Source organism: Mammaliicoccus sp. Q-M61 (assembly GCF_022386055.1).
Classification (GTDB): domain Bacteria; phylum Bacillota; class Bacilli; order Staphylococcales; family Staphylococcaceae; genus Mammaliicoccus; species Mammaliicoccus sciuri_A.
The window spans coordinates 216,337-236,909 of record NZ_JAJNJL010000001.1 but is presented as its reverse complement, the minus strand read 5'-3'; the positions used below and the strand labels follow the sequence as shown (position 1 = coordinate 236,909).

The 20,573-nt window shown below is 32.7% G+C and carries 19 protein-coding genes; 18 read left to right on the top strand and 1 reads right to left on the bottom strand.

The features are described 5' to 3' along the window. The 9 genes from rseP (at nucleotide 1) to arsB (ending at nucleotide 13,228) form a co-directional block, all read left to right on the top strand. A complete protein-coding gene (rseP, locus tag LQ677_RS01105) occupies nucleotides 1-1,287 on the top strand; it encodes an RIP metalloprotease RseP (RefSeq protein WP_037587784.1) in 1,287 nt (428 codons plus the stop codon). A 17-nt stretch (nucleotides 1,288-1,304) separates the two neighbouring features. After that, complete coding sequence (locus LQ677_RS01100) at nucleotides 1,305-3,008, top strand: proline--tRNA ligase (RefSeq protein WP_037587786.1); 1,704 nt, start codon at nucleotides 1,305-1,307, stop codon at nucleotides 3,006-3,008. A gap of 97 nt (nucleotides 3,009-3,105) precedes the next feature. Continuing rightward, nucleotides 3,106-7,425, top strand: a complete 4,320-nt coding sequence (locus LQ677_RS01095; RefSeq protein ID WP_374199833.1) for a PolC-type DNA polymerase III — start codon at nucleotides 3,106-3,108, stop codon at nucleotides 7,423-7,425. 121 nt (nucleotides 7,426-7,546) lie between these two features. Then, entirely contained in the window at nucleotides 7,547-8,014 is a 468-nt protein-coding gene (gene rimP / locus LQ677_RS01090; RefSeq protein WP_037587791.1) for a ribosome maturation factor RimP, read from the top strand. Between the two features lie 18 nt (nucleotides 8,015-8,032). Then, on the top strand, nucleotides 8,033-9,100 hold the full coding sequence (gene nusA, locus LQ677_RS01085) for a transcription termination factor NusA (RefSeq protein WP_239748023.1): 1,068 nt from the start codon (nucleotides 8,033-8,035) through the stop codon (nucleotides 9,098-9,100). A gap of 17 nt (nucleotides 9,101-9,117) precedes the next feature. Continuing rightward, nucleotides 9,118-9,402, top strand: coding sequence for an RNase P modulator RnpM (rnpM, locus tag LQ677_RS01080; RefSeq protein ID WP_025905335.1), 285 nt, complete (start codon nucleotides 9,118-9,120; stop codon nucleotides 9,400-9,402). Next, nucleotides 9,399-9,725, top strand: coding sequence for a ribosomal L7Ae/L30e/S12e/Gadd45 family protein (locus LQ677_RS01075; protein ID WP_025905336.1), 327 nt, complete (start codon nucleotides 9,399-9,401; stop codon nucleotides 9,723-9,725). The genes rnpM and LQ677_RS01075 overlap by 4 nt, the downstream gene beginning before the upstream one ends. A 4-nt stretch (nucleotides 9,726-9,729) precedes the next feature. Further along, a complete protein-coding gene (gene infB / locus LQ677_RS01070) occupies nucleotides 9,730-11,829 on the top strand; it encodes a translation initiation factor IF-2 (RefSeq protein ID WP_126476487.1) in 2,100 nt (699 codons plus the stop codon). Between the two features lie 109 nt (nucleotides 11,830-11,938). Further along, nucleotides 11,939-13,228 (top strand): arsenite efflux transporter membrane subunit ArsB, encoded by a 1,290-nt coding sequence (arsB, locus tag LQ677_RS01065; protein WP_239748102.1) that lies wholly within the window; start codon nucleotides 11,939-11,941, stop codon nucleotides 13,226-13,228. 25 nt (nucleotides 13,229-13,253) lie between these two features. On the opposite strand, the gene LQ677_RS01060 is transcribed toward arsB, so the two are convergent. Next, nucleotides 13,254-13,808, bottom strand: coding sequence for an Ada metal-binding domain-containing protein (locus tag LQ677_RS01060; RefSeq protein ID WP_191835958.1), 555 nt, complete (start codon nucleotides 13,806-13,808; stop codon nucleotides 13,254-13,256). A gap of 126 nt (nucleotides 13,809-13,934) precedes the next feature. Here LQ677_RS01060 and LQ677_RS01055 point away from each other — a divergent pair, with 126 nt between their 5' ends. From LQ677_RS01055 to rpsO, 9 genes are all read left to right on the top strand, one after another. Next, entirely contained in the window at nucleotides 13,935-14,432 is a 498-nt protein-coding gene (locus LQ677_RS01055; RefSeq protein ID WP_239748022.1) for a methylated-DNA--[protein]-cysteine S-methyltransferase, read from the top strand. A gap of 72 nt (nucleotides 14,433-14,504) precedes the next feature. Next, complete coding sequence (locus LQ677_RS01050) at nucleotides 14,505-15,068, top strand: dihydrofolate reductase family protein (RefSeq protein ID WP_048542593.1); 564 nt, start codon at nucleotides 14,505-14,507, stop codon at nucleotides 15,066-15,068. 12 nt (nucleotides 15,069-15,080) lie between these two features. Next, nucleotides 15,081-15,497 carry a GNAT family N-acetyltransferase gene (locus tag LQ677_RS01045; protein ID WP_191835960.1) on the top strand — a complete coding sequence of 139 codons (417 nt, stop codon included), beginning with the start codon at nucleotides 15,081-15,083 and terminating at the stop codon, nucleotides 15,495-15,497. An 11-nt stretch (nucleotides 15,498-15,508) separates the two neighbouring features. Continuing rightward, nucleotides 15,509-16,360, top strand: a complete 852-nt coding sequence (locus LQ677_RS01040) for an aminoglycoside 6-adenylyltransferase (protein ID WP_239748021.1) — start codon at nucleotides 15,509-15,511, stop codon at nucleotides 16,358-16,360. Nucleotides 16,361-16,674: 314 nt separating this feature from the next. Then, on the top strand, nucleotides 16,675-17,118 hold the full coding sequence (locus LQ677_RS01035; RefSeq protein ID WP_159315103.1) for a hypothetical protein: 444 nt from the start codon (nucleotides 16,675-16,677) through the stop codon (nucleotides 17,116-17,118). Nucleotides 17,119-17,306: 188 nt separating this feature from the next. Then, complete coding sequence (rbfA, locus tag LQ677_RS01030; protein WP_037587805.1) at nucleotides 17,307-17,651, top strand: 30S ribosome-binding factor RbfA; 345 nt, start codon at nucleotides 17,307-17,309, stop codon at nucleotides 17,649-17,651. A 651-nt stretch (nucleotides 17,652-18,302) separates the two neighbouring features. Then, the gene (gene truB / locus LQ677_RS01025) at nucleotides 18,303-19,214 is read left to right on the top strand and encodes a tRNA pseudouridine(55) synthase TruB (protein ID WP_275583239.1); all 912 of its coding nucleotides are present in this window, start codon (nucleotides 18,303-18,305) and stop codon (nucleotides 19,212-19,214) included. A gap of 12 nt (nucleotides 19,215-19,226) precedes the next feature. Continuing rightward, nucleotides 19,227-20,183, top strand: coding sequence for a riboflavin biosynthesis protein RibF (gene ribF, locus LQ677_RS01020; protein WP_025905353.1), 957 nt, complete (start codon nucleotides 19,227-19,229; stop codon nucleotides 20,181-20,183). Between the two features lie 102 nt (nucleotides 20,184-20,285). Further along, the gene (rpsO, locus tag LQ677_RS01015) at nucleotides 20,286-20,555 is read left to right on the top strand and encodes a 30S ribosomal protein S15 (RefSeq protein ID WP_025905354.1); all 270 of its coding nucleotides are present in this window, start codon (nucleotides 20,286-20,288) and stop codon (nucleotides 20,553-20,555) included. The last annotated feature ends 18 nt before the right edge of the window (nucleotides 20,556-20,573 follow it).

The following is a 20,573-nucleotide window of genomic DNA, read 5'->3' as shown; positions in this document are numbered from 1 at the left end:
GTGATTTATACAATATTAGCATTTATTTTTGTATTTGGACTATTAGTGACAGTACATGAATATGGACATATGTTCTTTGCGAAACGTGCAGGTATCATGTGCCCAGAGTTTGCCATAGGTATGGGACCTAAAATATATTCATATAAGAAAAATGAAACACTTTATACAATTAGACTACTTCCAGTAGGTGGTTATGTCAGAATGGCTGGAGATGGATTAGAACAAAATCCATTAACACCAGGTATGCATATCGCAATTAAATTAAACGATCAAAACGAAATAACACATGTTATTATGGATGATCAACATAAATTCCAACAAATTGAACATATTGAAATTAAAGATAGTGATTTCGAAAATGATATTTTCATTGAAGGTATTACAGCAAGCGATGAAGAAAGACATCATTTTAAAATAGCGAGAGAAGCTTACTTTGTTCAAGGTGGAGATTTAATACAAATTGCACCTAAAGATAGACAATTAATGTCTAAAAAGCCTTATCAAAGATTCTTAACTTTATTTGCAGGTCCGTTATTTAATTTTATTCTTGCTTTTGTTATTTTTATTGGGCTTGCTTATTGGAATGGTGTGCCAACGAATGAACCAGTATTTGGAGATTTAGAAGACGGTGCTCCTGCACAAACTGCAGGTATTAAAAAAGGTGACGAAATTCTATCAGTAGATGGACAAAAAATTCAAAAGTTTACAGATTTACAACCTATTTTTAAAGAGAAGAAAACTGAACCTGTAGAAATCAAAGTTAATCGTGATGGTCAAGAAAAGACTTTCAAAGTAGCAGCTAAAAAAGATAAACTAGAAGTTAGTAAAGGTAAATATGAAACACGATACATTATTGGAGTTGCACAACCGACAGAACACACAGTGTTTGGTCCATTAATTGCAGGTATTGAAAAAACAATAGTGGCAGGTCAATTAATATTCCAAGCAGTTCTTGGCTTGATTACGAGCATATTCACGGGTGGATTCTCCTTTGATATGTTAAATGGACCTGTTGGTATATATAGCAATGTAGATTCTATTGTGAAGCAAGGATTTATTACATTAATGGGTTACACAGCGTTATTAAGTGTTAACTTAGGTATTATGAATTTATTACCTATTCCAGCTTTAGATGGCGGAAGATTATTATTTGTTATTTATGAAATGATTTTCAGAAGACCGATTAATAAAAAAGCAGAAATGGTTATGCTTTCAATTGGTGCTGTATTTTTAATATTTGTAATGATTATGGTTACATGGAATGATATTCAAAGGTACTTCATGTAGCTTATAGGAGGAAACTTATGAAACAGTCGAAAATATTTATACCAACATTAAGAGAAGTTCCTGCAGAAGCGGAAGCAATTAGTCATAAACTTTTATTAAAGTCAGGTATGATTAAACAAAATGCAAGAGGTATATATAGCTATTTACCAACTGCAAAACGTGTACTCAACAAAATTGAGCAAATTGTACGTGAAGAAATGGAAAAAATTGATGGCGTAGAAGTGCTTATGCCTGTGTTACAACAAGCTGAACTTTGGAAAGAATCAGGTAGATGGGATGCGTATGGTCCAGAGTTAATGAGATTGCACGATCGTAATAAACGTGAATTTAGTTTAGGACCTACACATGAAGAAGTTGTGACTTCTCTTGTAAGAGATGAATTGAAATCTTATAAACGTTTACCAATCACTTTATTCCAAATTCAAACTAAATTTAGAGACGAACAACGTCCAAGATTTGGATTATTACGTGGCCGTGAATTTATTATGAAAGATGCTTATTCTTTCCATGCTAATGAAGATTCATTAGATGATACTTACCAAGATATGTATCATGCTTATCATAATATCTTTACAAGAGTAGGTTTAAACTTTAGACCAGTACTTGCTGACTCTGGTGCTATCGGTGGAGACCACACGCATGAGTTTATGGCATTAGCTGATATTGGTGAAGATACAATTGTTTATAGTGAAACAAGTGACTATGCTGCAAATATTGAAAAAGCTGAAGTAGCTTACACACCTAATCATGAACATACACCATTAAAAGATATAGAAAAAGTGGAAACGCCTAATGTGACGACAGCACAAGCATTAGCAGACTTTTTAAATGTGACTTTAGATAAAATTATTAAATCAATGATTCTTAAAGTTGATGATGAATATGTCATGATATTAATTAGAGGTCATCATGAAGTAAATGATGTTAAATTAAAATCATATTTCAAAACAGATAATATCGAAATGGCAACTGAGTCTGAAATAGTGAATATTTTAGGTGCTAAACCTGGAAGTCTAGGACCAGTTAACGTAGACCAAATCAAAATTTATGCAGACAATTTCGTTCAAGATATTAATAATTTAGCTGTTGGAGCAAATGAAACAGGTTATCATTTTATTAATGCGAACGTAGATAGAGACTTTAAGATTGAAGCATATGGAGACTTCAGATTTATTCTTGAAGGAGAAGCATTACCAGGTGATTTAGGTACTGCGAAATTCGCTGAAGGTATTGAAGTTGGTCAAGTCTTCAAACTTGGAACGAAGTACTCTGAAAGTATGAATGCGACATTCTTAGATGAACAAGGTAAAGCACAACCACTTATTATGGGTTGTTATGGTATTGGTATCTCTAGAACATTATCAGCAGCAATTGAACAACATCATGATGATAAAGGGATTATTTGGCCAAAAGCTATTGCACCTTATGAAGTACATTTAATTGCGATTAATCCTAAAAAAGAAGAGCAACAAGCATTAGCAGATCAACTTTATGGACAATTGCAAAATAAATATGATGTCTTATATGATGATCGTAAAGAAAGTGCTGGGGTTAAATTTAATGATGCAGATTTAATAGGTTTACCAGTACGTGTTATGGTTGGTAAGAAAGCTTCAGAAGGTATCGTAGAAGTAAAACGTCGTGATAATTCAGAAAGTAAAGAAGTCCATATTGATGAATTAGATGAAGTACTTGCTACTTTCTATGATGCAGTAAAATAGACTGATAAAAACAACTAAATCTGATATAATATAAGATATTTAAAGAGGCTATTTAATGATTAGCCTCTTTTTCATTTTGATGAAGGTGGTCGTATAAGTGTCAATGACAGGGCAAGAGAAATTCCAAACGCTTCTCACGCAAATGAACATAACAGATGAACTTGATAAAGATGTCGTAGAACAAGGTGAACTTACAAGAATTGATGTGTCCCAATCAAAAAGATTGTGGCATTTCTACATAAAGTTGCCATATTATTTATCAAGTGAAATGTATCTTGTTTTTACAAATCAACTGAAAAATACTTTTAGTAGTATTGCGCAAGTTGATTGGACAATTGAAGTGACAACTAAAGAACAAATAGATGAACATATATTGAAATACATTCCACATTGTATTGATGGTACTGAATTAAGTGATAAAGTGAAACATCAACTTAAACAAAAGCCTATTATCTTTGCTGATGATATCGTGAAAGTTCAAGTGAACAATGATATTGAACGCGATTATTTCGATAAGCGTGTCAATGGTTCATTAGTAAAAGCGCTCCAGAAATGTGGCTTTCAAATAAGTCGTGTTATATTCGAAACGATGGATAATGAAGAACAAATGAGAAGAGAACTTGAATCATTTGAAGCGCACATCCAACAAGAAGATGAAGAAGCTGCACGAATTGCATCAGAAAAAATGGAACGTATGAAGAAAGAAAAAGCAGAATCTAGTGATAATGAAAATGCTGTATCACGATGTCAAATAGGTAAAGACATTCCAGTAGATTCTATTCGCAAAATAGAAGATATTATCGAAGAAGAATTCAAAGTAGCACTTGAAGGTGTTATTTTTGATATCGAAATGAAAGAACTTAAAAGTGGTAGACATATTGTCACATTAAAAATTACGGACTATACCGATTCACTTATACTTAAAATGTTTACGAGAAAAGGTAAAGATGACCTTGAACATTTTAAAGCTTTAAAAGTAGGTACATGGGTTAGAGCACAAGGTAGAATTGAACAAGATCAATTTATACGTGATTTAGTGATGATGATGACGGATATCCATGAAATTAAGAAGTCTCCTAAACTTGATAAAGCAGATGAAAAAAGAGTTGAATTTCACTTACATACATCTATGAGTCAAATGGATGGCATTACACATATCGGTAAGTATGTTGAACAAGCTGCTAAATGGGGACATAAAGCAATCGCGATAACAGACCATAATGGTGTTCAAGGATATCCAGATGCGCATGCAGCTGCCATGAAAAATGGTATTAAAATGATTTATGGTATGGAAGGTATGCTTGTAGATGATGGTGTGCCGATTGCGTACAAGTCACAAGATATTCCGCTTAAGACTGCAACGTATATTGTATTTGACGTTGAAACAACAGGACTTTCAAGTCAATATGATCAAATTATAGAATTAGCGGCTGTTAAGGTTAAAGATGGCGAAGTAATTGATACCTTTGAACGTTTTTCTGACCCAGGAGAACGTCTATCAGAAACAATTAAAAATTTAACTGGTATTACAGACGAAATGTTACGTGGACAACCTGATATTGAAACAGTTCTAAAAGATTTCCATGAATGGGTTGGAGACGCAATTTATATTGCGCATAACGCATCATTTGATATGGGCTTTATAGATACAGGATTTGAACGTATCGGACTTGGTGCTACGACAAATGGTGTTATCGATACGCTTGAATTATCACGTACAGTGAATACTGAATATGGTAAACATGGTTTGAATTTCTTAGCTAAAAAATATGGTGTAGAACTTACACAACACCATAGAGCGATTTATGATGCGGAAACAACAGCACATATCTTTATTAAGATGTTAAAACAGTTAGAAGAACTCAATGTTCATAATCATAATCAAATAAACGAGAAGCTATCAAATGATGAAGCATATAAACGTGCAAGACCTTCACATGTAACGCTAATCGTACAAAACCAAGTCGGACTTAAAAATTTATTCAAAATTGTCAGTGCCTCATTAGTAGATTACTTTTATCGTACACCACGTATACCACGCTCGTTATTAAACAAATATAGAGAAGGTATTCTAGTAGGTAGTGCATGTGATGAAGGTGAAGTATTTACAACGGTTATGCAAAAAGACCAAGATGAAGTTGAAAAAGTTGCGAAATATTATGACTATATAGAAGTTCAACCTAAAGGCTTATATCAAGATTTAATTGATAGAGAATTAATCAAAGATAATGAAACGATGGAAGAAATATATACTCGTATATTAAGCGTTGGTGAGAAACTTGATATTCCAGTCATTGCAACAGGAAATGCCCATTATTTATACGAACATGATGCTGTTGCACGAAAAATATTAATCGCCTCTCAACCAGGTAATCCATTGAATAGACAAACATTACCTGAAGCACACTTTAGAACAACTGATGAAATGTTAGACGAATTCCACTTCTTAGGTGAAGAAAAAGCATATGAAATTGTTGTTAAAAATACGAACGACTTAGCAGATAGACTCGAAACCGTGATACCTATTAGGGATGAATTATATACACCTAATATGGAAGGTGCGAATGAAGAAATTCGTGAAATGAGTTATGAGAATGCTAGAAAATTATATGGTGAAGACTTACCACAAATCGTAATTGATCGACTTGAAAAAGAATTAGAAAGTATTATCGGAAATGGTTTTGCGGTTATTTACTTAATCTCACAAAGGTTAGTTAAGAAATCCTTGAATGATGGTTATTTAGTTGGTTCGCGTGGTTCTGTCGGATCTAGTTTTGTTGCGACAATGACTGAAATAACTGAAGTGAATCCATTGCCGCCACATTATATTTGCCCATCTTGTAAAGAAAGTCATTTCTTTGATGATGGTTCAGTCGGATCTGGTTTCGACTTACCAGATAAACAATGTGAAAAATGTCATGTTGATATGATTAAAGAAGGACAAGATATACCGTTTGAAACATTCTTAGGTTTCAAAGGAGATAAAGTACCGGATATTGACTTGAACTTTAGTGGTGAATATCAACCAGTAGCCCATAATTATACGAAAGTACTGTTCGGTGAAGACAAAGTATTCAGAGCAGGTACAATCGGTACTGTTGCTGAAAAAACAGCTTTTGGTTATGTTAAAGGATATTTAAATGATCAAGGTATTCATAAACGTGCAGCTGAAGTTGATAGACTTGTTAAAGGATGTACCGGTGTTAAAAGAACAACTGGGCAACATCCAGGTGGTATCATTGTTGTACCAGATTATATGGATATTTATGATTTTACACCAATCCAATACCCTGCCGACGATCAGAAATCACCATGGAAAACAACGCATTTCGACTTCCATTCTATCCATGATAATATTTTGAAACTGGATATATTAGGACACGATGATCCAACAATGATTAGAATGTTACAAGATTTATCAGGCATTGATCCTAAGACAATACCAGTAGACGATAAAGAAACAATGAAAATCTTTAGTACACCTGAATCATTAGGTGTAACAGAAGAAGATATTCTTTGTAAGACTGGAACATTTGGTGTGCCAGAATTCGGTACAGGATTCGTTAGACAAATGCTTGAAGATACGAAACCAACTACTTTTTCAGAGCTCGTACAAATATCTGGGTTATCACACGGTACAGACGTTTGGTTAGGAAACGCACAAGAGTTAATCAAATCAGGTACATGTGATTTATCAAGTGTTATCGGTTGTCGTGATGATATCATGGTTTACTTAATGTATAACGGCTTAGAACCATCACTTGCCTTTAAAATTATGGAAGCAGTTCGTAAAGGTAAAGGTTTAACAGATGAATTCGAAGAAGCTATGAAAGAAAATAATGTACCAGATTGGTATTTAGATTCATGTAAAAAAATTAAATACATGTTCCCTAAAGCCCACGCTGCTGCATACGTTCTAATGGCATTAAGAATTGCATACTTTAAAGTTCATCATCCGTTGTTCTATTATGCAAGTTACTTTACAGTACGTGCGACAGACTTTGATTTAAAAACAATGACAAAAGATAAAGAGTCTATTAAAGCAACGGTGAAAGAATATTATAGCCGATTCCATGAATTAGCTAAAAAAGAAAAAGATGTATTAACAGTTTTAGAAATAACAAATGAAATGGCACATAGAGGATACAAAATCCAACCAGTCAGCTTAGAGAAAAGTGATTCGTTTGAATTCAAAATTGAAGGTGATTCACTTATTCCACCATTTATCGCAGTTCCTGGACTAGGTGAAAACGTTGCGAAACGTATCGTTGAAGCAAGAGAAGAAGGTCCATTCTTAGCTAAAGAAGACCTTAATAAAAAAGCAGGTGTATCACAAAAAATCATCGAATATCTCGATGAACTTGGATCATTACCAAATATGCCTGATAAAGCTCAGCTTTCAATATTTGATTTATAATGCATGTTCTTGAGCATAGCGCCATTATGTGATATACTGTTATTGCTTAAAATAATACTCTGACGTTTAAAGAGTGGGACATTTCCCGCTCTTTTCTGTTTGTATTAAGAGGGAGGTCATTATGAGTAAAGTTGCAGCACACGTTGAGGAAATTATTCAACCAATACTTGAAGATTTAAATTATGAACTTGTAGATGTCGAATATGTCAAAGAGGGATCAGACTATTATCTACGTATTGCAATTGATAAAGACGGTGGCGTTGATTTGAACGACTGCACAATTGCCTCTGAAAAGATTAGTGAAGTTATGGACAAAGAAGATCCTATTAAAGAACCTTATTTCATGGATGTATCTTCACCTGGTGCAGAACGCCCATTGAAAAAAGAAAAAGACTATCAAAATGCAATTGAACAACCTGTATTTATCTCGTTATACGAACCTGTTGAAGGAGATAAAGAATGGTTAGGCGTTTTAAAAGAAGTTACTGAAACATCTATAACGCTAGAAGTGAAAATTAAAACAAGAACTAAAAATGTCACGTTGCCACGCAAGAAAATCGCTAAAGCACGTCGATCAGTAATGTTATAATATAAAGGAGGATACATTGTGAAAGGTAATGAATTATTACTTGCAATTGAATACCTTGAAAAGGAAAAAAGAATACCTCGTGAGGTACTTATTGATGCAATAGAAGCGGCTTTAATCACAGCTTACAAAAAGAACTATGACAGTGCCAAAAATGTTAGAATCGAATTGAATCTTGATGAAGGTACTTATAGAGTTATTTCAAGAAAAGACGTTGTAGAAGATGTTGAAGATTATAGAGATCAAGTAGCAATAGATACAGCGTTAGTTACAAACCCAGCATACGAAATTGGAGATGTCTTTGAAGAAGACGTTACACCTAAAGACTTCGGTCGTGTTGGTGCTCAAGCAGCTAAACAAGCAGTTATGCAACGTTTAAGAGATGCTGAAAGAGGCATTCTTTATGATGAGTTTATTGATAAAGAAGATGACATTGTAACAGGTGTTATCGATAGAGTCGACCATCGTTATGTATATGTTAATTTAGGCCGTACTGAAGCTGTACTTTCTGAAGCTGAGAGAAGTCCAAATGAACAATATTTACCAAATGAACGTATTAAAGTATATGTGAATAAAGTTGAACAAACGACTAAAGGTCCTCAAATCTTTGTATCACGTACACATCCTGGTTTATTAAAGCGTTTATTCGAGCAAGAAGTTCCTGAAATTTATGATGGTACTGTAATTGTTAAATCTGTAGCACGTGAAGCTGGAGACCGTTCTAAAATTAGTGTCACTTCAGAAAATGGCGATATCGATGCTGTAGGTGCATGTGTTGGTGCTAAAGGTGTTCGTGTTGAAGCAGTCGTTAATGAATTAGGTGGCGAAAAAATCGACATCGTTGAGTGGGACGAAGATCCAAAAGTATTCGTAAGAAATGCTTTAAGTCCTTCACAAGTTGTAGAAGTTATTGTAGACGAAGAAAATCAATCGACTACAGTTGTCGTACCAGATTATCAATTATCATTAGCAATCGGTAAACGTGGACAAAATGCACGACTTGCTGCGAAATTAACAGGTTGGAAGATTGATATTAAATCAGAAACTGATGCAAGAGAAGCAGGCATTATTTCAACTGAAGAATCATAAAGTGAGGTGCTTTTATCATGAAAAAGAAAAAGATACCAATGCGTAAATGTATACTTTCAAATGAAATGAAACCTAAAAATGATATGATTCGTGTCGTTAAAAATAAAGAAGGCGAAATAACAGCAGATGCGACAGGTAAAGCACCAGGTCGCGGTGCATATGTTTCTAAAGATCTAGAAGTTATTGAAAATGCACAGAAACAAGGAAAGTTAGAACGTTATTTTGACAGTAATAAAGAAACACTTGAACCTGTCTATAAAGAAATCATTCGTTTAATTTACCGTGAGCGTATACCTAAATGAGTATAGAAAAGAAAGATCAAATTTTAAATCTTCTTGGTCTGGCAACAAGAGCTAGAAAGATTAAGACTGGCGAAGAAATTGTCATAAGTGAGTTAAGAAAAGGCAATGTTAAACTTGTCATACTTTCAGAAGATGCTGCAGCAAATGTTACAAAAACAATAAAAAATAAATGTGCAACTTATCATGTAACACTTTTAACTTTTGCTACACGCTATGAATTAGGCTACGCAATTGGAAAAGAAAGCAGAGTGGTGTTGGGCATAACTGACATTGGATTTAGCAAAAAGCTAAAAACGATGATTCATGATTTTCATGAGGAGTGAGTATATGAGTAAAAAGAGAATATATGAGTATGCAAAAGAAATCGATGTAAAGAGTAAAGCAATCATAGACGAATTAAAAAAGAATAACATAGAAGTATCAAATCACATGCAAGCATTAGAGGAGAATGACATTAAAATTTTAGATAAAGCATTTAAAAAGCAGGATTCTGCTAAAAAAGACCAAACAACTACTCACGCAAATACAAATAAATCAAGTAACAACAAACAGAATAACAAACAAAACAATAAACCTAATCATCAACAAAAGAATCAAAAGAATAAAAAGCAAAATAACAAAAAACAACATAATCAACAACAGCAACAACCTAAACCGGAAGTTAAAGAAACACCATCTTTAATTACGTATGAAGAAGGTATTACAGTTGGTGAATTAGCTGATAAAATCAACAAAGATGCTTCTGAAATTATCAAGAAGTTATTCTTACTTGGTGTTGTAGCTAATATTAACCAAGCATTAGATACTGAAACTGTTGAATTAATTTGTGCAGATTATGATATTGAAGCTGAGTTAGAAGTACATGTAGATGCTACTGACTTAGAAAATTACTTTGAAGTTGATGAAAATGATGCAGACTTAATCGAAAGACCTGCAGTTGTTACAATCATGGGACACGTTGACCATGGTAAAACAACACTTCTAGATTCAATCCGTAATACACGTGTTACAGCTGGTGAAGCGGGTGGTATTACACAACATATTGGTGCATACCAAATTGTTAACAATAACAAGAAAATTACATTCCTTGATACACCAGGACATGCTGCTTTCACAACAATGAGAGCGCGTGGTGCTCAAGTAACAGATATCACAATTTTAGTTGTTGCAGCTGATGATGGTGTAATGCCTCAAACAATTGAAGCAATCAACCATGCTAAAGCAGCAGAAGTACCAATTATTGTTGCGGTAAACAAAGTTGATAAACCAACAGCAAACCCTGATCGCGTTATGCAAGAATTAGGTGAATATGGTCTTTATCCTGAAGACTGGGGTGGAGATACAATCTTCGTTCAACTTTCAGCAATCCAAGGTGACGGAATCGATGATTTATTAGAAATGATTGGTTTAGTTTCTGAAGTTGAAGAATTAAAAGCTAACCCTGACCGTGCTGCAGTAGGTACTGTAATCGAAGCAGAGCTTGATAAATCACGTGGACCTGCAGCTTCTCTATTAGTACAAAACGGTACTTTAGAAGTTGGTGACTCATTAGTAGTGGGTAACACATACGGTAGAGTACGTGCGATGGTTAACGATTTAGGTAAAAGAATCAAAACAGCTGGACCATCAACACCTGTTGAAATTACTGGTTTACATGATGTACCACAAGCTGGTGATCGCTTTGTTGTATTCAAAAATGAAAAACAAGCTCGTCAAATCGGTGAAAAACGTCAACAAGAAAATATCTTAAAACAACGTCAAGATAGTAAGAGCGTTTCATTAGATAACTTGTTTGAACAAATGAAACAAGGTGAAATGAAAGATTTAAATATCATCATTAAAGGTGATGTTCAAGGTTCAGTAGAAGCTTTAGCAGCATCATTAATGAAAATAGATGTTGAAGGTGTTAATGTACGTATTATTCATACAGCAGTTGGTGCGATTAATGCATCAGACGTTACATTAGCAGCAGCATCAAACGGTATTATTATCGGATTTAACGTAAGACCAGATGCAGGTGCTAAACGTGCTGCAGAAGAAGAAAATGTTGATATGAGATTACACCGTATTATTTATAAAGTAATCGAAGAAATCGAATCAGCTATGAAAGGTCTATTAGACCCTGAATTTGAAGAGCAAGTTATTGGTCAAGCTGAAGTACGTCAAACATTTAAAGTATCTAAAGTTGGTACAATCGCTGGTAGTTACGTAACAGACGGTAAGATTACAAGAGATGCAAGTGTACGTATTATTCGTGACGGCATTGTGATCTTTGAAGGTGAATTAGATACACTTAAACGTTTCAAAGATGATGCTAAAGAAGTAGCAGCTGGATATGAATGTGGTATCACAATTGAAAAATTCAACGACATTAAAGAAGGCGACATCTTCGAAGCTTTCAAAATGGTTGAAATTGAAAGAAAATAAAGTGAATACTTTAATATAAATCTTAAGAGACTGGGACATTATTTATTGTCTCAGTCTTTTTTGATATAGCTTATAATTTGGGGGTTTTCATGAAAGGAGGAAAGCGATGATGACCATACTTGCAATCATTATTTTTGTATTGACACTGACTTTCGTTATTTGGCAACCGAAAGGACTAGATATCGGTTTAACAGCTTTTATTGGTGCATTAATTGCCATAATAACTGGTGTTGTACAAATACAAGATATATTTGAAGTGACTAGCATTGTTTGGAATGCAACATTGACATTCATAGCAATTATTATCATTTCGCTTATTCTTGATGAAATTGGTTTCTTTGAATGGTCTGCGATTCATATGGTTAAAGCCTCTCATGGAAATGGTATAAAGATGTTCATTTATATCATGATATTAGGTGCAATTGTTGCGGCATTTTTTGCGAATGATGGCGCGGCTTTGATACTTACGCCTATAGTATTGGCAATGGTACGTCATCTAGGATTTAATAAGAAAATCATTTTTCCTTTTGTGATAGCAAGTGGATTTATAGCAGATACAACTTCGGTACCATTTACAGTGAGTAATTTAGTGAATATTGTTTCTGCAGACTATTTTAATATTGGCTTTGTTGAATATTTCTTACATATGTTCATACCGAATATATTCTCGTTATTGGCCAGTATTGCTGTATTGTGGTTATTCTTTAAATCGTCAATACCACGTACATTTGATGATCGTCATTTAAAACAACCAAAAGAAGCAATTAAAGATTTGAAACTGTTTCATATGTCATGGGCTATACTATCCATTTTACTCATCGGATATTTTATCAGTGAGTTTGTACACATACCGGTATCAATTATTGCAGGTATAGTAGCCATTATATTTGTATGGTTTGCTAGAAAATCTCCTGCAGTTCATACTAAAAAAGTACTTAAAGGTGCACCATGGAATATAGTCGTATTCTCAATTGGTATGTATCTAGTTGTCTTTGGGCTTAAAAATGTTGGTATCCTAACAATTTTAAGTCATATACTAACAGACGTTTCTCAACATGGATTATTTGCTAGTATTATGGGAATGGGATTTATAGCAGCATTTTTATCATCGATTATGAATAACTTACCAACCGTTCTTATAGATGCGCTCGCTATCCATCAATCAGATGTTATTGGTCCCCTTAAAGAAGGCATGATTTATGCAAATGTCATTGGTTCAGACCTCGGTCCGAAAATTACTCCTATCGGTTCATTAGCAACATTATTATGGCTACATGTATTGTCTCAAAAAGGTGTTAAAATACCTTGGGGCACATACTTTAAAACAGGTATTATCATAACGATACCCGTATTATTTATTACATTAGTAGGTTTGTATGTAACATTGTTAATCTTTTAAAAAACAGTTAAGATAGGAAGCTATCTTAGCTGTTTTTCTGTTTGCGATATTGTAAAGGTGTCATAAAATAGAATTGCTTAAATACTTTGATATAATGTGATGTTGTTTTATAACCAACTTTTCTACCAATGTCTTCAACTGTCATTATATTCTCATTAAGCAATGCGATACTTTTTTCAATTCTTATTTCATGTAAATATTGCATAATGGTTTGATGAGTAACTTGTTTGAATAATCTTGATAAATGAAATTTTGAACCGTGACATTGGTTACAAATTTCATCTAATGTAAGATTTAAATGATAATATCGATGAATGAAATTTTTTATTTGTAATGCCCATTCTTCATCTTCTAATAATTGACCTGTTGGATTACACTTTTTACAAGGACGATAACCATTTTCTATAGCTTCGTGATAGTCTCGATATATTGAAACATTTTCTTTATTAGGTAATTTAGCATTGCATGAAGGTTTACAGAATATCATTGTCGTCTTAACTGCATATACAAAATCATCATTTGCTAATTTATTGTTTGTTTGAATGTCTTGCCATCTTTTCTCAGTTAAATACATTGTCATATCTATCACCTCAAAAATATCATAACATATAAAAATATCCTTATATTGCTATCTAATTATGATAACGACTATTTATATTGAGTTTACAAATAAATTCATTTAAACTTTCATCAAAGGAGGTAGTCGATGAAAATAATTTATCATGGTATTCTTAAGCATCTTAATAAACATCTCGATATTTATGCAAGTGATGAGGGTCTCATATTTGTAGGCTCATTTGATAAAGAAAATGAAATACATCAGTTTATTTCAAATATAGAAATTAAAGAAAATCAAGACAAAGTAAAACCATATATCGACCAATTGAATGAATACTTTAATGGCACAAGAAACACTTTTGACTTAAAAATAGATATAAATTCCACACCTTTTAACGAAACTGTGTGGCAAGCATTGACCAAAATACCATATGGAGAAACAACAACTTATTCAGATTTAGCCAATAAAATTGATAAACCAAATGCAGTTAGAGCCGTTGCATCAGCAGTCGGTAAAAATCCATTAAACATTGTGATACCTTGCCATCGTGTTATAGGCAAAGACGGACAACTAAGAGGCTATAGAGGCGGACTTGAAATGAAGCAATCATTATTAGAATTAGAATCAAGACACACCCATTTATGATAAATAATGTGGTGTGTTTTCTATTATCATTTCGTGTATGATAATAGAAAGAGATGATTGGGGGTTCAATATATGAGTAGTGATGATAATAGTAGGAAAGTCATTTTAGATTTAGCTGTTACGTTAGATGGGCTTATCGAAGGTGAAAATGGCGAGATTGACTGGTGTATTATGGATCCTGAAATGAATTTTGATGACTTTTTAAATCAAGTCGATACAATTTTTTATGGAAGAAAAAGTTATGAAGCATGGGGAGATTTTCAGCCTAGTTTAGAAGATTCAGAAGATGATAAATTAATGTGGAAAAACATTCATGCCAAAGAAAAATATGTCTTTTCAAAGAAATTTAAGTTTGAAGATAAACATGTCAATGTTATTAAAGATAATATCGTTGAACATGTAAATGAAATAAAAAGCAAGCCAGGTAAAGATATATGGTTATATGGTGGATCTAGCTTAATTACGACATTTGTAAATTATGGATTAGTAGATGAATATAGACTATCCATACATCCTATAGTTTTAGGAAAAGGAAAACCACTATTTATAGATATAGAAGATAGACAACAACTTAAACTAGTACATTCAAGAAAATTTAAATCAGGTGTTATACAATTAATTTATCATAATGAGTAGTAGGTGATGTTTATGTACACTTTTGAACGTGAATTTAAAAGCGAAAATATTGATAGTATAAAAGAAGTATATGAATCCGTTGGTTGGTTAGGTCATGATAACGAAAAAATAGAAAAAATATTTCTCAATAGTTCACATGTTGTAATAGTTAAAAATTACGATGAAGTTATTGCAGTAGCTAGGGCATTATCAGATGGAGTGTTTAATGCTGCTATATATGATGTAGTTGTAAAGAAAACATATCAACAAAAAGGTATTTCAAGAAAAATGATTGAAATTTTATTAGAAGATTTAAAACAAATATCATGTATTCATTTAATATCTACGACTGGTAATGAAGAGTTATATAGAAAGCTCGGATTTAAAAAATTAAAAACTGGAATGGCAATATATAAATCTATAAAATTAGATAATGAGTATACTGAATAGCAGGTGATATCATGAAAACAGAACGTGAGGTATTGGAAGAAATTTTTAATATTGCTTCGATTGAGGATGATATTAGAGCAGTTTGCATGAATGGGTCTAGGGTTAATAAATTTATTGAACCGGATGAATATCAAGATTTTGATATTGCATTTATCGTAAAGAATTATGAGTCGTTTATTCAACATTTATCATTTATTAAAAATTTTGGAGAGCCTATTATTTCTCAGTGTAATAGAGAGCGTTCTGATAGTGGTATAAAGGATCAATTATTTTATATGGTGTTGTTTGAAAAACACATGCGAGTAGATTTCAGATTTATACCAATTGAATGTATAGAAGCATATAGACATGAAGATTATTTACTGAAGGTATTAATTGATAAGGATCATTATTTTAGTGATCAAAGTGAACCAAGTGATAAAAAATATCATATTAAGAAACCTAAACAGAAGCGGTTTGATTTTGTTTGTAATGAATTTTGGTGGTTATCAACATATGTTGTTAAAGGCATTAAAAGAGAAGAAATTTTTTATGCTATTGATCATTTAAATATGATGCGTGATTTACTTTTGACTATGTATGACTGGAAAGTCGGTAATAAATTTGAATGGCAAATCTCAACTGGAAAAAACCATAAATTATTAAAAAAATACATTTCTAAGTCTGAATGGAATAAATTGTTGGCATCATATCCACACGGTGAAGTTGATGATATAACAAATTCATTATTAAGTATTACAGAACAATTTTATATTTTATCAGTTGAAGTAGCCAAAGATTTAAATATGGAACTCGAAACTGCGGAAGCAAATAAGGTTATTAAATATAATCATAATCAAATAACTGGATTTACTGACATGTAAATGGGAAGTATACCTTAGCTGGAGATATACTTCCCATTTTTGGAAGATAAGCACTTTTATTGTTGAGTCGAGAATACGGATTCTCTTCAAGTATATAAATATACTTGATATATATAGCATAACGGTTTATTTAGAAAAGTGAAATTTGTGTTATAGATGATGACTTGTTATGTGACAGTTGATGACATTCATTAAAGTATGAATCGTTATTTTTAATGTATATTTACACTGCAATAAGGGAATAGGTAAGTAAATAGATTGGATGCAGTAAAGTTAAACATGAACTACAAATATGACGTATTGGAGTGGTTCTTATGCAAACAATGATCGTTTATTTTGTTGGCTGCTTTATTGGATTTATTGTACATCGTATATTTCAAACTGAAAGTATGTGGATGAATGTCGCTCAATTTTCAATATTTTTCGCATTTATGTATACATTTATTGGTAGATTTATGCCTTCTATTCGAAATTCACTTATTAAAATGGTTCCGAGTAGTATTCCAAATCCGAAAATGATTGTGTATGTAACGGGATGGTTAGAATTTGTCATAGCGATAAGTGTGTTTATTCCTAAAGTTAATTTTGTATTCAGTGTGATTGGTATTATTTTATGTTTTGTATTGTTCCCTGGTTATATGAAAGCACATGCTAAAAATATTACCATAGGTGGAAAAGTACCAATGAACATATATTTAAGAGCACTGTTGCAAATATTATTTATTATTTCATTTATTATCATCTTTAAGCATGCCTAAGATGGGATATGAAGTATTGATGGATAGTTTATGAATTTTTTTAACTTATTTTTCGATAATCTTTCATTTATTTTTCTAATGTAATTTAAACAAATAATTAATGGAATGATTATCTTTTTAAGCATTCAAGCATGTGCTATAATGTACTAATGTATATAGAGAGATGAGAATGTTAAGAGGTGAAAGATATGAGTATTCGTTCTGAACGAGTAGGCGAACAAATGAAAAAAGAATTAATGGATATCATCAACAATAAACTTAAAGATCCAAGAGTTGGATTTTTAACAATTACAGATGTAGAACTTCCAGGAGACTTATCACACGCTACAGTTTATTTAACTGTATTAGGTACTGATAAAGAAAAAGAAGATACATTTAAAGGTTTAGAAAAAGCAAAAGGCTTTATTAAATCAGAATTAGGTAATCGTATGAAATTACGTATTTTACCAGAATTGCATTTTGAATATGATGAATCAATCGATTACGGTAATAAAATTGAACGCATGATTCAAGATTTAAATCGTAATGATTAATCCAAATTTAGGCTAAGACACTATAAGATGTCTTAGTCTTTTTTTGTTGGTGAGAAGACCTAGAAGTAGGAGTAAGAACGCTGTAACCACCATAATTCCGAATTGTGGTAATAAGAATGCTGTAACTACCATAATTCTGAATTGTGGTAATAAGAATGCTGTAACTACCATTATTCCGAATTCTGGTAATTAGAATGTGCTAACTACCATAATTTCGAATTGTGGTAATAAGAATGCGCTAACTACCATTATTCTGAATTGTGGTAATAAGAACGCACTAACTACCATAATTTCGAATTCTGGTAATAAGAGCGACGCATCTGTTAGGGACATTTCTTGGAATTCTGTCTCTAAGCACCTCTGTTAGGGACATTTCTCAGAATTCTGTCCGTAAGCACCCTCGTTAGGGACATTTCTCGGAATTTTGTCTCTAAGCACCTTCGTTAGGGACATTATTCGGAATTCTGTCCGTAAGCACCTTCGTTAGGGACATTTCTCGGAATTCTGTCCGTAAGCGTCCTCGTTAGGGACATTACTCAGAATTCTGTCCCCAACACAATCGCATTTTTTATGAAATTGAGTTATTTCTTCTTTTTATGAATATTTTCATGTAAAATTAAAAAGAATAGAAACATTATGGAGGTCGTAAATTTGGATGGCATTCTAGCAATTCATAAGGAAGTTGGTATGACAAGTCATGACGTCGTATTTAAACTTCGTAAAATTTTAAAAACAAAAAAAGTTGGCCATACTGGAACTTTGGATCCTGAGGTAAGTGGTGTACTACCGATTTGTGTTGGGAAAGCGACGCGTGTGAGTGATTATGTGATGGAAAGTGGCAAATCTTACAGAGCTGAAGTAACGATTGGTGTTAGTACAACGACTGAAGACCAAACTGGTGAGATTGTAGAACAGAAGCGTGTTGATCAAAATTTATGGGACAAAGATGAAATGATTGCGACTTTAAAACAATTAGAAGGTGACATAGAACAAATTCCACCTATGTATTCTGCTGTTAAAGTTAATGGTAAGAAATTATATGAATATGCTAGACAAAATATTGAAGTTGAACGTCCTGTTAGAAGGGTGCATATTAACAGTATTGATTTAATTTCTGATATTATTTATGAGAATGATACTTGTAAATTTGAAATTGAAGTTGAATGTGGCAAAGGGACATATATTAGAACGTTAGCAACTCAAATTGGTGCGTTACTAAATTATCCTGCACATATGTCTCATTTAATTAGATTGAAAAGTGGCGGTTTTACTTTAAATCAGGCTATTAAATTAGATGACTTAAGAGAAATTGTTGAGCAAGATAAGTTACAAGATGTGATTCTTCCATTAGAATATGGATTGAATGGTTTAACGAAAATTACCGTATATGATAAAAATATCGTAACGCGTATTCAGAACGGACAAAAAATAGAAAAATCTTTAATAGATGAAAGTAAACATGATGGCGAATTTGTTGTTTGGTATGAAGACAAAGCGATTGCTATTATGGATACTTATGATAAAAATGAAACACTTTATAAACCGAAAAAAGTTTTTCTTTAAAGGAGTATATTGATGGAAGTTATAGAAATTACGCACCCAATTAAATCTAAACAATTTGTAAATGAAAATATTGCTTTAGCAATCGGTTTTTTTGATGGCATACATTTAGGTCATCAACAAGTTCTTAAGAAAATGATTAAAGTAGCTAAAGATAAACATTTAAAAAAAGCTGTTATGACATTTGATCCACACCCTTCAGTTGTCTTAAATCCTGAAAAGAAAAGAACAACGTATTTAACACCTATTGCGGATAAAATTGAAGCAATTGAAAAGTTAGGCGTAGATTACTGTTTCGTCGTTAACTTTTCTTCGACATTTGCAGATGTGTCTGCAGATGATTTTATTGACCAATATTTTATTCAAAATCATGTAAAAGCTGTTATTGCTGGCTATGATTTTAGTTTTGGTAAATATGGAAAAGGAAATATGGCATCATTACAAGAGAATGATTATCCATTTGATGTATTTGTCGTTTCTAAGCAAACATTACATGAGGATGAAAAAATCTCAACTACGAATATTAGAACATCACTTGAATTAGGTGAAATAGAAGCTTGTAATTTAGCTTTAGGACGCCCATATGTTATTAAAGGTATGGTTGTTCAAGGTGAAAAAAGAGGACGTACGATTGGTTTTCCTACAGCTAATGTTGAACCTAGCGATGACTATGTGTTACCGAGAAAAGGTGTTTACGCCGTAACATTATTAATTAAGTCAAGAGATAAGTCATATAAAGGTGTGTGTAACGTTGGTGTGAAACCAACATTCCATGATCCATCTGTTTCTCAAATAAGTATTGAAGTTAATATCTTTGATTTTGAAGAAAGTATATATGGTGAGCGTGTAGAAGTATATTGGCACCATTTTATTAGACCAGAACAAAAATTTGATGGCATAGATGCACTTGTTAATCAAATTAAGCAAGATAAAGAAGAAGCAAAAGCGTTATTATCACTTGAAAGAACATAAAGAGTTATGTATAATGATTTGAGTGCCTAATCCTTGGCTTATCGACACTCCGACGATCAGCTCAGGTTTACGGTGAATACAATTATAGGAGGGAAATTGACAATGGCAATTTCACAAGAAAGAAAAAACGAACTAATCGAACAATACCGCGTACATGAAACTGATACTGGTTCTCCAGAAGTACAAATCGCAGTTTTAACAGCAGAAATCACTGCTTTAAACGAACATTTACGTACTCACAAGAAAGACCATCATTCACGTCGTGGATTATTAAAAATGGTTGGTCGTCGTAAACATTTATTAACATATTTACGTGAAAATGATGTTCAACGTTACCGTGATTTAATTAAATCATTAGGATTACGTCGCTAATCGTAATTTCAATCGAAG